The organism is Prosthecobacter sp., from assembly GCF_046154365.1.
Taxonomy (GTDB): Bacteria; Verrucomicrobiota; Verrucomicrobiia; order Verrucomicrobiales; family Verrucomicrobiaceae; genus Prosthecobacter.
The window spans coordinates 47215-60399 of the sequence record NZ_JBJXFV010000127.1 but is presented as its reverse complement, the minus strand read 5'-3'; the positions used below and the strand labels follow the sequence as shown (position 1 = coordinate 60399).

The window sequence follows — 13185 nt, the reverse complement described above, 5'->3', positions numbered from 1 at the left end:
CCTCACCACCTGGACGATCGAGCAACCCGGCATGGAAAAGGTGCGCTCGATCAATCCGGTGGTCGGTGAAACGAATGACGGCCAACTCAGTGACATCCGTGCGCGGCCCATTGAGCCGAAGCATGTCTTTGATGCGCTGAACAATGCGAAAAGCGGCCCCGTCGAGGAAGGAACCGTCGGTGCAGGAACGGGAACGGTTTGTTTTGACTTCAAAGGCGGCATCGGAACGAGTTCACGCGTCGCGGGCGGCTACACCGTCGGCGTGCTGGTGCAGAGTAACTATGGCGGGCAGCTCACCCTCGCAGGCGTGCCGGTTTGGAAAGCCTTGGATAAGGCATCGAAGGACTCAGGTGATGGCAGCATCATGATCATCCTCGCCACGGATGCTCCGCTGGATTCGCGACTTCTGAATCGACTCGCACGCCGCGCCCTGGTGGGACTTGCCCGCACGGGCTCGGTGATGAGCAACGGCTCCGGCGATTACGTCATCGCCTTCAGCACCGCTGATGAATGCCGCCGCAAACGCGAAGCGAAGATCCATCAAGTCGCCGAGCTCTCGAATGAGGCGATGACGCCGCTCTTCCAAGCTGCTGCTGAAGCCACGGAGGAGGCCATCCTCAACTCCCTCTTCCGCGCCACCACTGTCGAAGGCCATCGCCGCACGGCTCGTGCGCTGCCGCTCGATGTGTTGGGGGCTGCTGGAGTAGTGAAGAAGTGAAGCCTTGGTTCACAGGCATGACCAGCACGTTCCGCTGGTAGGCAAAAGCATCGAAAGCAGCATCACGCATGTCCCTCAAGCTCGTCACCGAACTCAACGACACCGATCTCAAGCTGCTCCATCGCGCCATCGACGACTTTGTGCCGTCGAAGGTCTTCGATGCGCACACGCATCTGTTTCACAGTCGCCATTTCGCGGAGGGAAAGCGGCCCGTGTTTCTCGATAAGGATCGCGGCTACGGCATGGCCGATTTTCAGGCGGCGATGAAGCTCTGGATGCCTGGTCGCGAGGTCGAAGGCTTGTTTTTTGGCTACCCGAGTGCCGACAATGATCGCGTAGGCGAGAACGCGTGGGTGCAATCGCAGATCGACGTGTCTACAAACTCGCGAGCACTCGTGCTCACGGCACCGACGGATGATCCGGCGGAAGTGCGACGGCTGATGAGCACGGGCGTGTTCATAGGCATCAAGCCGTATCGCCTTTACGCGGATGTGCCGGACACGAAGGAGGCGGAGATCGAATCCTTCGCGCCGGAATGGATGTGGAAAGCCTGTCACGATCACAACGGCATCATGATGCTGCACATCATGCTGGCTGATGGCATCACCGATCCGCGCAATTTGGAAGCGCTTCGTCGTCTGTGCCGTCGCTATCCACGCTGCAAGCTCGTCCTCGCGCACGTAGCGAGGTCGTTTAATTATAGCCATGCTCGCGAAGGCCTCCATCACCTCGTCGATCTCGACAACGTGGTCGTGGATACTTCCGCCGTGACACAAGCCGGGGCGTTTCGAGCCGCGATTGAGATTCTGGGGCCCAAACGCGTGCTTTGGGGCAGCGATTACATGGTCAGCGAGCTACGCGGCTCCTGCATCACGCAGGGCGATGGCTTCACCTGGATTCATCCCGAGATCACCGGCGATAAACTGACGATTTTCGGCCAATACACGACGGTGGGCATCGAATCACTGCTTTGTCTGCGCGAAGCCTGCGAGGACACGGGAATGACTCAGGGCGATCTGGAGGATATTTTCCGCGAGAATGCCCTTCGGCTGCTCAAACCTGCTTCCGATGTCAAAGCGGGACCAAAGCTCTGGGAAGAGGCGAAAACGAAAATTTCCTGCGGCACGGGCCTGCTCTCAAAACGGGCGCATCTCTTCGACCCGCAAACATGGCCGTCGTATTTCTCTCGCGCGAAAGGTGCGAACATCTGGGACCTTGATGGGAAGCGCTACATCGACTTCACGGGCGGCGTGGGAGCTATTTTGCTCGGTCATGCCGATGATGAAGTGAACGCAGCGGTTAAACGGCGCGTGAATCTCGGCAGCTATGCCACACTGGCATCGCCGGATGAGGTGGCGCTCGCCGATCTGCTGCTCGATCTGCATCCGTGGGCAGGCAAGGTGCGTTACGCACGTGGTGGTGGCGAGGCGCTCGGTCTCGCGGTGCGCATCGCCAGAGCGGCGGCGGGCAAAAGCGGCATCGCCTTCTGCGGTTATCATGGCTGGAGTGATTGGTATCTCGCGGCGAATCTCAGCGATGATGCCGCGCTCGACGGTCATCTGTTGCCAGGTCTTCAACCACTCGGCGTCCCACGTGAGCTGGCGGGCACAGCGGTGCCGTTTCGCTACAACGACCCTGACTCCTTCAAGGCCGCGATGCAGAAGCTCGATGGCAAACTGGCCGCCGTGGTGATGGAGCCGATGCGTAGCGAGTTCCCACGTGATGGTTTCATGCAACACGTGATCGACGCCTGCCATGGTGCTGGTGCGGTGTTTGTGCTCGATGAAGTGACGAGCGGCTGGCGTTTTGGCTTCCCTGGAGCCGCATCTGTGCTCGGCATCGAGCCGGACATCGCGGTGTATGCGAAAGCGATGAGCAATGGCTATCCCGCCGGGGCCATCATCGGCAAAAATGAGGTCATGGCAGCCGCGAACAACAGTTTCATCTCCAGTAGCTACTGGACGGACGGCGTGGGCACCGCAGCCACGCTGGCCTGCATCGGCAAAATGCGGCGTGAAGGCGTGCAGCAGCATGTTTGGGAGCTTGGTGGGCGATTGCAGGCGGGTTTGCGTGACGTTGCCACACGACACCCGACACTAGGGATCAAGATCGGTGGCATGCCATGCGCGCCGTCGATTGCTTTTGCCAATCCGGCGGCGAAACCGCTCATGATCCGTCACATGCTCCAACGCGGCTATTTGATGTCGAGCCAGCTCTATGTCACCTGGCCGCACACCGATGCGCTGGTGGCCGGGATGCTCGCCGCGCTTGATGAATCGCTTGCCATCGTCGCCCAGACGCCATTGGAGGCGGCAAAGGGACCGCAACAAGGCTTCGCACGACTCGTTTGATTTCCACCATGATCATTGATTGCCATAACCACGTCGGCTCCGACCTGCTGTTTTACCTGCACGGAGATTTTCCTTATGCCCAGCACCTCGTGGCGATGCACGATGAAGGTCGTGCGCTCGGCGTGGACCGCTGGATTGTATTTCCCTTCGTCAGCCATCTGGCGCTGGATGTCACGGCGTTCATGCAGAACGAGATCAAGGATGAAACGGGCCGACTGCATGACGTGCCGTATGCCTTTGAGAACCGGCGGCTGATGAAGGAAATCTATGAACTGTTCCCGGAGGAGGGGAAACGCATGCTGCCGTTTGTGATGGCTGATCCGATGCGCAACACGGCGGCGCAGGCGCAGGAGTTGCGCAAGCTGCGTGGCGAATACCGCTTCCACGGCATCAAGATGCAGACGACGATCCTCCAGGCGGACATCAAGCACCTGCGGGATCGCGGCAAGGTCTTCGTGGAACTCGCCGCTGAGTGGGATGTGCCGTTCTTGATTCATTCGAGCGTGGCAGAAAGCGATTTGTGGGCGCAGGCGAGTGACATCCTCGACATTGCGGAAGAAAATCCCAATGTTCGCTTCTGTCTCGCGCACTCGTGCCGCTACGACAAGGAATGCCTCGACCGCGTGCAGGCACTGCCGAACACCTGGTTTGATTGCTCCGCGCATTGTATCCACTGTGTCGGTGCGGTGAATGACATGCCTTACATCGCCCCAAAGGCGCGGCGGTTTGACTCCGATTATACGAATCCAGCCCGCGTGATCGCTGATCTGGCGGCGGCGTATCCGCAGAAGTTCATGTGGGGCAGCGATTCGCCGTTTTACAGTTATGCGGCGGAGATCAATCACGAAATCGTGCGCTTGATCAGCACTTACAAGGCTGAGGTCGATGCATTGAAGGCCAGTGGTGAGGCGGTGATGGAGCGCATCGCCGATGCGAACATTCGCGCCTACTTGGCTGGCAATCCCAGCAACTGCGGGGGGTAATAAAGAGGGTCTCAGGTTGCAAAATTCGGGCTTGGTGTGGAAATTTCCATCCGATCCTATGACGCCCTCCATCCCAACGAACACCCATGGATACTCGTGGCAGGCACCCACGCCGGAAGCGCTTGAGCCGGAGTTGCCAGGTTATGAAATCATCAGCCTGCTGGGCCGTGGCGGCATGGGGGCGGTGTACAAGGCGCGGCAAAAAAGCCTGGACCGTGAGGTGGCCATCAAGGTGCTGCCGCCGACGGTGGACGATGGCGGCATGAGCTTTGCCGCGCGGTTCGTCGCCGAAGCGCGTGCGATGGCGCGGCTGGAGCATCCCGGCATCATTCCGGTGTATGACGCGGGGCAGACCGCCAGCGGCATGCTGTATTTTGTGATGCAGTATGTACAGGGCACGGACGTGGCGCAGATGATCCGCAGCTCCGGCAGGCTGCCGCCAAAACACGCCTATGCCATCGCTGCGCATGTGTGTGAGGCGCTGGCATACGCGCATGAAAATGGGCTGATCCACCGCGACATCAAACCGGCGAACATCATGGTGGACACGCAAGGCCGGGTGAAGGTGGCGGACTTTGGGCTGGTGAAGGCCGTGACTGAAGAAGCGGGCTTTACGCAGAGCCATCTGGCCATGGGCACGCAGGACTTTGTGGCGCCGGAGGCGATGACTCCTGGCATGATGGTGGATGCCCGGGCCGATCTCTATGCCTTGGGGGTCATGCTCTATCAGATGCTCACCGGGCAGATTCCACGGGGAGTTTTCAAGCCCGCGTCGGTGGTGGTGCCGGGCATTGACACACGCTTTGACGAGATCATTTACAAGGCGATGCAGGTGGATCGCAACGAGCGCCACTGCAGCGCCATGGAAATGCGGCGGCATCTCGATGCGCTGTTGCAGCCGCAGGTGCCAGCACCGGATTTGCGTGCCGACTCGGATGCTCACCCGCCGAAGCAAGCCGCTGCGCTGGTGCCGATGCGTGCGGCACAAAGGGCGGCCAACCATGGCGCTGACCGGCGTCCGGCGGCGCACGGAGCGTTGCTCCCGGGCCTGGGCCTCGCTGCGGTGGTGGGGATGGGGGCATTCTTCCTGCTCAGTGGTCGGCAGACTGAGGAGCGAAGTGAGGCTGGTGATGTTGCAGAGCAAGCCGCCGCACCGCGTGTGGTGGCGTCGGTGAGGCGCAGCACGGAGGTCACGCCAGCAGCACCGCTGAAGGTGGCCACGGTGGTGCCGACACAGAATCAGCCGGTGATTCAGCACCCCTTGGTCGAAGCTGCCAATGTGAAGCCGCTGTTAATGATTCCGCGCACGCCGCCTGTAGAGATCAAGCCCGCCACCGCCAGCAGCATCGCTGCGCCGGTGTCTCCGCCAAGAGACGGTACCACCAGCAAGACAGCGCTGCCTGCTGAGCTTGCGGCGCTGGATGCGCAGTTCATCAAACTGAAGGTCGAGCGGGTGTCTGCGCCCTATGCGGCTGATTTGGCGATGCTGAACACGAGCTACCTCGGCGGCATCGCGAAAAAAATCACGGAGGAGAAGGCTGCTGGGCATTTGGATGGCATTCTGTCGCTGGAGGCGGAGCAACAACGCCTCGCTGCCAAGGAAGAGGTGCCGCAGGAGGATGATGGCAAGACGCCCGCAAGCCTCCAGACCCTGCGTGGCATCTACCGCACCGCCCAGGCAAAGCTGGCCGCCACACGCGAGGCGAATCTGCGGCAGCTCACGGAGTCACTCGACAAGCGTCTGGCACAAATGGAGTCTGATTTCACCAAGGGCGACCGTGTGGCCGACGCGAAGGTCGTGCGAGGCTACCGCGAAGAGCTGGCAGGCGAGGCGCTGGATAGCAAGGCCGTCAGCGCAAAGCTGGCCCCCCCTTCGGCCCCACCGCCCCAAAGCCAGCGCAAGTCTGGACCCTCGCTGCCTCCCGCGATGGTGCTGGCACTCAAGGACGGCGTCACGAACAGTCTGGGCATGAAGTTCACGCTGGTAAAGGGCATGGGCGTGCTCTTCTGCATCCATGAAGTGCGCTACCAAGACTACGCGGCTTATGCGGCGGCGGTGAAGAGCGTGGACGGTGCGTGGAAGGATCAAAGCGCCGACGGCTTCGCACCAGAGGAGAGTCAGGCAGAGCATCCCGTGACCAAAGTCGGTTGGGAGGATGCGCAGAAATTTTGTGCATGGTTGAGCAAGAAGGAGGGCAGGACCTACCGACTGCCCACGGATGAGGAGTGGAGCTTTGCCGTGGGCTTGGAGCAGGAAAAACGGCCGCCTGGAGCCACGCCAGCGATGCTCAGCCAGAAAGAGAACACCGAGTTCCCCTGGGGCGGAGATTTTCCGCCGAAGACGAAGGACCGGGCCGGGAACTACAGCGACGAAAGCCGCAAGATCAAAGCCCCGCGCACTGGCGCAGGCTATCTGGACGGCTATGAGGACGGCTTCGTCACCACGGCACCAGTGATGAGCTTCAAGCCGAACAAGGCCGGCCTGTATGACATGGGCGGCAACGTGTGGGAATGGTGCGAAGACGGCTACGATGCGGCCGGGAACGATCGTGTGCTGCGTGGTGCCTCATGGACCCCGTATGAGCGCGGCTCCCTGCTTTCCTCCTACCGCGCCCATGCCACGCCGGGCTATCGCGGCCACAATCATGGCTTCCGCTGTGTGCTGGTGCCGGATGCCGGTGCCAAGACCGCAGCCGCGCGACCCTTGTTAGACAAACCTGCCCTGGCATCACGACCTGGTCGCTAGCAAGGTGGCGGCCTCTTATGATGAAAACATTCTCTCTTGAAGGACGTGCCGCATTGGTGACGGGATCATCGCAAGGAATCGGCATGGCGATGGCGCATGGGCTGCATGAGGCTGGCGCACGCGTCGTGTGCCATGGGCTCACCGATAGGCCGCCGGCGCTTCCTGAATGGGCCTCATACGTCCCATGCGACCTGTGCGATCCATCTGCTCCCGCATCACTTGTGGAGAAGGCTTTCGAGTGTGAGCCTGCTCTCGACACGCTGATTTGCAATGCGGGCAGTTTTTTTGATCTGCCTTTGCTCGAAATGACCCGCGAGCGTTGGGACCAGACGATGCAGCTTAATCTGGCGTCCACGTTTTTCACGGCGCAGGCCTTTGCGAAGCATCTCGTGGCCGAAAAACGTGGCGGTAGCATTGTGATCACGTCTTCGACGAATGGATTTCAGGCAGAAATGGATTCATGTGCCTATGACGCGAGCAAAGGAGCGCTGGTGATGCTGACGAAGTCGCTCGCGGTGTCGTTGGCGGATCACGGCATCCGCGTGAACGGCATCGCACCCGGTTTGATCAAGACACCGCTGACGGCGACGTGGATGGAGTCGCGGGACCGCTCGGTGCTGGAGCACTACGAGAAGAAGATTCTGCTGCGCCGTGTCGGTGCGCCGGAAGATGTGGCTGGTGCAGCAGTGTTTCTTTGTTCTGACGCGGCGAGTTACATCACGGGCGAGATCATCGTCATTGATGGGGGACTGACGACGGGGCAGATCGGCCGGATGTGAGCAGGCCGACGGCCATGGTGATCAGGCAACCAAAGAGGCTGAACCAGATGAAGGAAACGACGGGCGCGGGCTTCACGGCGGTGAGGAAGCCACTTTGATACAAGTAAACACTGAGCAAGGCGATGAAGCCCGCGAGGCAACCGAGGAGCGCCCCGCGCGTGGTGGCGCGTTGCGTGAACATGCCGAGGAAGAACAAACCGAGCAGCGGCCCGCCGATCAGGCCGATGACGGTGTTCACTGACTCGACGAGATTGCCCGGCATGGCCGAGACAGCAAAGGCCAGCCCCATCACAAGCACGCCATAACCAACGGTGATCCAGCGCGCGTTGCCGACTTGCTGAGCCTGAGTGCCGACCGGAGTTTTTGAGAGGCGCTGTTTGAAATCGACGACGGTGGCCGAAGCCAGTGAGTTGAGGCCTGCGGAGATGGTGGACATGCTCGCGGCATAAATGGCCGCGATGAGCAGGCCGGGGAGTCCGGCGGGAAGCTGTGTGACGACGAAGTAAGGCAGGATTTGATCTTCTTTGGCGATCAAGCCAGCGGCGAGTGGATCACCATGAATCTTGTAGAAAGCGTAGAGCACGAGGCCGGTGCCGTAGAAGAGAACGAGCACGGGCAGCACGAACCAGAGTTTGATCCACAGCGAACGCTGAGCCTCCTTCAAACTGCCAGCGCTGAGGTAGCGCTGCACGGAGACTTGATCGGTGGCCATCTGCACGAGGTGGAGGAAGGCACCGGCAAGCAGCAGGGAGTAGATGTTTACGCGCTCGGCGATGCTGAAAGAAAAACTGATGTCCATGCGGCCATCTGTCAGTGCCGTGTCCCAGACGCCACCGAGCCCACCGGGAATTTTGCCGAGCGCCACGAGCACAATCATGAGTTGGCCGCCGAAGAGCACGATGAGTTGCATCACGTCCGTCCAGATGACGGCCCGCATGCCGCCGAGTGCCGTGTAGAGCGTGGTGAGCGTGCCGGAAGCGACGATCGTGATCCACAGCGGCAACCCTGTGACCGTTTCCAAGGCCAGTGCGGGTGCGTAGGTCGCCGCTGCCAGCCACAGGGCCACACGGAAGATGAAGAGACCGGAGGCAAGCAGCCTAACGGGGAGCGCGAAGCGTTCTTCGAGGAATTGATACGCGGTGTAGAATCGTGACTGGTAAAACTTCGGCAGCATCCAGATCGCGGTGAAGGGCGTGGCGATGAAGAAGGCCAGCACCACATAGGCAAAGCCGAAGCCGTTCTTGTACACATCTGCCGGTCCGGCGAGGTAGCTGATGCCGGAGAACAAAGCCGCCAGGATCGACATGGCGACCAGAACGCTGCTCATGCCACGACCGGCAAGGAAGTAATCACCAAGCGATTTGGAGCCGCGTGCGGAATAAAGGCCGACGCCGACCGACGCTGCCAGATAGACGCCGAAGATGGTGTAGTCGAGCCAGGAGAAGTGATGCGTCATGAGGGAGATGTTACTGGCGGCGGTGTTCCCGAAGCAATCGTTGTTTGCCGGCGTTTAGTATTGCGTGCGGTCGCGGCATCTTTCACAATCGCCCCAAGTTCTGAAATTCCGGCCCATGATCGACCCTCAACCCATGCCCCAAGCGCTGCCTTACACCGACACGAAGCCGGTTGGGCACGCGGATTTCTATTTTGCGGTCAATGCAACGTTTCGCTTCATCCTGAAACGCTTCGGCTATGAAAAGCTGCAGGCATACTGGCAGGACATCGGCACCGGCTATTACAAACCGGTCTCCGCGCAGTGGCGGGATCATGGATTCACCGGCGTGGCGACGTATTGGCGTGCCTTTTTTCAAGCAGAGCCTGGTGCGGAAGTGGCGGTGCATGAGTCGGTTGAAGAAGTTCGGCTCGAAGTGAAGCAATGTCCGGCGATCCATCATCTGCGTGAGAACCAGCGTGAGATCGTGTCGTGTTTCTGCCAGCACTGCTTTTTTGTGAGCGAAGCCATTGCCGAACCCGCCGGCATGACCGTGCGCGTCTGCGGTGGGAACGGAAGCTGCACACAGCGCTTCATGAAACGAACAGCGGGCATGTCCGCACAAAGCCTGGAGGACATCGCCACGGCATCATGATCGGCTGTTACGATTTCTGCGGGCATTACGAGTGGACTTTCGAGTGGCTGCGAAAGCAGGGCGGCCATGAACTGGTGAAGGCCTACTGGGACGAGGCGATCCATCTCGACTCACAGCTTCATGCCTCGAAGTTAATTGGCGAGCAAGGCATCGAAGGCATGGAGGAATACTGGGGACCAACGCTGGCCGATGAGGGCGCAGATTACGAGCGCACCGTGACGGCGGAGGTGTTCCGCATCGACATGCACGAGTGCCCGTCGAAGGGGTTTCTTATCAACAACGGGCTGGAGCAATACGGCGACTACTGTGACCACTGCATGGGCTGGATCGGCCCGCTGATGGAGAAGGCCGGATTCGTCGTGGATCACGAGCACAACCACTGCGGCCAATGCTGGTGGGAGATGCGGAAGAAAGATGATCCCACGCCTGCGAGCGTCCCTGGAGCACTCAGCGGCCAGCATGACGTGCGTTTGCGGGACGACTGGAAATCACCTCACACCGACCATTATGAACGAGCGACTGATCCTGATGACAAAACGGCTGTTTCGTGAACTTTTCTCGCGTCAGCGTCCTGGAGTGCGCCGGTCCTCCGGCGCTTTCGAGCGTTTCACGGCCTTCGGAAAGCTCCAGAGGGCTGGAGCACTCCAGGACGCTCTCGCGCTGATGCTCATCGCATGCGTGATGGCGGCGGTATTGCCAATGCAGGCACAGTGGGAAGCGCTGCCCGCGCTGCCAGAACCGAACGGGGGATTCATCTGCGGTGTGGCGGGTGGCAGGATCGTGGTTGCGGGTGGCACGAACTGGGAGGGCGGGAAGAAGAACTGGCTGAAAACGGTGCATCTGTTCGATGAGGAGAGGCGTCAATGGAGCACGCGAGCAGACTGGGAGGTGAAGCGCGCCTACGGTGTCTGTTTTCAGGATGATCGGGGCATGCTCATCGCAGGTGGCAGCGATGGCGCGAGTCCCGTCCGCTGTCTGGTCTCACTGGATGGAGTGAACCAGGGGATGACGAAGGACAACGATCTTCCTGCCAACTTCGTTTTGTCCGCCGGGGGCAGGGTGGGCAAAAAATTCTATGTGGTTGGCGGCACTGATGACGCCGCGAACATCGCCGGTATCACGGGGACGACGCATGTCATCTCGTCATCCGGCAAAGCTGAACGCCTCGCCGATTACCCTGGTAAACCCTTCGCCGTGGCCGCTTCGGCGGTGGTCGGCGAGGGGTTGTTCGTCTTCGGCGGCATGAACTATGATGAGGCCTCCAAGGCTCCGGTGAATGCAACTGAGGCGCATGCTTTTTCACCCGCGAAGAACTCCTGGCGCAAGCTGGAGCCACTGGCGGTCGCGAATCGGGGTTTGACCGCCGTCACGCTTGATGAGCGGCACATTTACCTGGCTGGCGGCTACACGGATGACTTCACGGCGGATGCGGTGATCTATGATGTGAAGGCGGACAGTTATCGAAAAGCCAAGCCACTGCCGTATGCGGCGATGGTGGCGCTGGTGAAGCATGAAGGCTTCATCTATTGCCTCGGCGGCGAGGACAAGAAGCAGTCGCGCACGGACAAGTTCTACCGCATTCCGGTGGCGGAGCTGTTGAAGTGACGTGGGATGGGTGTGGCGACAGCCCGCCCGTCTGTTTGTGGCATCGCTAAGGCCACAACACGCCCAAAGAGCCGGGCGGTTCGGCGAGGAGCCGCATGGAGGTGAAGTGATCGCAATGCGCCGAACACACCCAGCCTCAGACATCCTGACCCCGGCCCCATCTTTGACCGCATTCTTATCTAACGATGGGAAAACCAATGATCCCTCTGCGACCGTCCAGCCACAGCGGGTAAAACCAGGTAACCGCAGAGGCTGGACGGTCGCAGAGAAGAACTGGCTCACTGAGTTTCCTCTGAGGTAAGGATGTCTGCGCCTACGTTCACTTCGCCGTGTAGCCGCCATCGACGGGCAGATTGACGCCGGTGATGTAGCGGGAGGCGTCGCTGAGGAGGAAGATGACGGCTCCGCCGAGATCGGAGTCGTCGGCCATGCGGCCGAGCATGGTGTGTTCGCAGTAGCGTTGCAGAAATGGCTCGGGCTGGTGGTTGAAGAAGCCGCCCGGGGCGAGGTTGTTCACGCGGACGTTGTTCGGCCCGTAAAGCGCGGCGTAGAAGCGCGTGAGGTTCTCCATGCCGCCTTTGTGGAAGAAGTAATCGGGCGGCATGTCACCCATGTTGGTGCCGGTGTAGAGTTCGTAACTGGGGCCGATCATGCCCTGGATGCTGCCGATGTTTACGATGCTGCCGCGTCCAGCCTCGGCCATGGTTCTGCCGAAGTGACGGTGCATGAGCATGACGCCGGTGGCGTTCACACGCATGGATTCGGCGAACTGCTCCACCGCACCGTTCGCGCCTTTCATCGGGCGCAGGACCGCGTTGTTCACCAGGCCGTGCAGCGGGCCGAATTTCGCCGTGATGCGCTCGTGCAGAGCCACAACGGAAGCTTCATCGCCCTGATCGAGTGATTCAGCGAAGACACGGTGGCCTTTGGCGGTTTCTGCATCGGCCACGACCTGTAACTTCATCACGTCGCGGGCCGCGAGGATGAGTGTGGCACCGGTTTGGGCCAGCATCGCGGCCAAACCGCGACCGTAGAGGCCCGCACCGCCGGTGAGGAGGATGATTTTACCTTGGAGAGAGAACAGAGAGTCAGACATGGCGCTTATTTGGATTTGTAAACCGAGTCACTGCTCGTTGCTGCGGCACCACCGCCGAAGTCCTTCACCATCTTGTGGAAGGCATTGCCGAGTTCGATGACATCGGCGCCAAGGGTGAAGATGCGGGTGCCTTCTGCGATGAGTTGGTCTTTTTGGCCGAATAGCGAGGCGACGGCGACGTGCTTGCCGTGCTTGATGGCAGCGGCGTGGACGCGTTTGCGGGCGGCGACGACTTCGGGGCATGTGGCCTGGCCGAGCTTGCCGATGCGGTGACTGAAATCGCCTGCGCCGAACAGCAGCATGTCGAAACCGGGCACGGCGGCGATTTCTTCGACGACTTCGAGCGCCTCGGGGCTTTCTATCTGAAGGATGACGAACTTCTCCGTGTTGCAGTGGTGCGCGTAGTCGGCCAGCGGCACCTGGCAGAAGAGACCGTCCATGTTGCCGGCATCGAGCGCCTTGCTGCCGAGCGGGCGACAGCGGACCATATCGACGACGTTGCGTGCTTCATCGGCGCTGGTGATGTGTGGGACCATGATGCCGGTGGCGTCGCACTCGAAAGGCTTCACGTATTCGCTGTAACCGCCTTTGTTGACGCGGACGATGGTGTCCATGTCGTAGAGCTTGGCGGCGCGGATCTGATGCTCAAGATTGAGCCAGTCATTGGGCACGTGCTCGTTGCAAAGCCACACGGCGCTGGCACCAGCAAGGCCAGCCAGCTCAACGATGCGGGGATCGCCAAGGTTGAGCTTGATGACGGTGCTGTTTTGACCGGCGCGGAGTTCGCGGAGGATGCGGGAGGGGCGGAGTTTCATGGGTT

General features: G+C 60.5%; 11 protein-coding genes. 8 read left to right on the top strand and 3 right to left on the bottom strand.

Annotated features, from left to right (window positions below):
• The 5 genes from ACKVY0_RS16695 to ACKVY0_RS16675 all read left to right on the top strand — a co-directional run.
• Window positions 1-718: P1 family peptidase (locus tag ACKVY0_RS16695; RefSeq protein WP_409215961.1), on the top strand; the 718-nt coding region annotated here is incomplete at its 5' end.
• Window positions 719-786: 68 nt separating this feature from the next.
• Window positions 787-3069 carry an aminotransferase class III-fold pyridoxal phosphate-dependent enzyme gene (locus tag ACKVY0_RS16690; protein WP_409215960.1) on the top strand — a complete coding sequence of 761 codons (2283 nt, stop codon included), beginning with the start codon at window positions 787-789 and terminating at the stop codon, window positions 3067-3069.
• 8 nt (window positions 3070-3077) lie between these two features.
• Window positions 3078-4052: an amidohydrolase family protein gene (locus tag ACKVY0_RS16685; RefSeq protein ID WP_409215959.1), complete on the top strand. Its 975-nt coding sequence runs from the start codon at window positions 3078-3080 to the stop codon at window positions 4050-4052.
• Between the two features lie 58 nt (window positions 4053-4110).
• Window positions 4111-6798, top strand: a complete 2688-nt coding sequence (locus ACKVY0_RS16680; protein ID WP_409215958.1) for a protein kinase domain-containing protein — start codon at window positions 4111-4113, stop codon at window positions 6796-6798.
• Window positions 6799-6818: 20 nt separating this feature from the next.
• Window positions 6819-7577 (top strand): SDR family NAD(P)-dependent oxidoreductase, encoded by a 759-nt coding sequence (locus tag ACKVY0_RS16675; protein ID WP_409215957.1) that lies wholly within the window; start codon window positions 6819-6821, stop codon window positions 7575-7577.
• Here ACKVY0_RS16675 and ACKVY0_RS16670 read toward each other — a convergent pair.
• Window positions 7534-9033 carry a sodium:solute symporter family transporter gene (locus tag ACKVY0_RS16670; RefSeq protein WP_409215956.1) on the bottom strand — a complete coding sequence of 500 codons (1500 nt, stop codon included), beginning with the start codon at window positions 9031-9033 and terminating at the stop codon, window positions 7534-7536. The genes ACKVY0_RS16675 and ACKVY0_RS16670 overlap by 44 nt on opposite strands.
• 133 nt (window positions 9034-9166) lie before the next feature.
• Here ACKVY0_RS16670 and ACKVY0_RS16665 point away from each other — a divergent pair, with 133 nt between their 5' ends.
• From ACKVY0_RS16665 to ACKVY0_RS16655, 3 genes are read left to right on the top strand one after another with little or no spacing between them, the layout of a single operon-like run.
• Window positions 9167-9664, top strand: coding sequence for a hypothetical protein (locus ACKVY0_RS16665; protein ID WP_409215955.1), 498 nt, complete (start codon window positions 9167-9169; stop codon window positions 9662-9664).
• Window positions 9661-10215: a hypothetical protein gene (locus ACKVY0_RS16660; protein ID WP_409215954.1), complete on the top strand. Its 555-nt coding sequence runs from the start codon at window positions 9661-9663 to the stop codon at window positions 10213-10215. The genes ACKVY0_RS16665 and ACKVY0_RS16660 overlap by 4 nt, the downstream gene beginning before the upstream one ends.
• Window positions 10172-11269, top strand: a complete 1098-nt coding sequence (locus ACKVY0_RS16655; RefSeq protein WP_409215953.1) for a Kelch repeat-containing protein — start codon at window positions 10172-10174, stop codon at window positions 11267-11269. The genes ACKVY0_RS16660 and ACKVY0_RS16655 overlap by 44 nt, the downstream gene beginning before the upstream one ends.
• Before the next feature lie 319 nt (window positions 11270-11588).
• Here the strand turns inward: ACKVY0_RS16655 and ACKVY0_RS16650 are convergent, their stop codons facing one another.
• Both ACKVY0_RS16650 and ACKVY0_RS16645 read right to left on the bottom strand, forming a co-directional pair.
• The gene (locus tag ACKVY0_RS16650) at window positions 11589-12365 is read right to left on the bottom strand and encodes an SDR family oxidoreductase (protein ID WP_409215952.1); all 777 of its coding nucleotides are present in this window, start codon (window positions 12363-12365) and stop codon (window positions 11589-11591) included.
• A 5-nt stretch (window positions 12366-12370) separates the two neighbouring features.
• Window positions 12371-13180: an HpcH/HpaI aldolase family protein gene (locus ACKVY0_RS16645; protein ID WP_409215951.1), complete on the bottom strand. Its 810-nt coding sequence runs from the start codon at window positions 13178-13180 to the stop codon at window positions 12371-12373.
• Window positions 13181-13185: the final 5 nt, after the last annotated feature.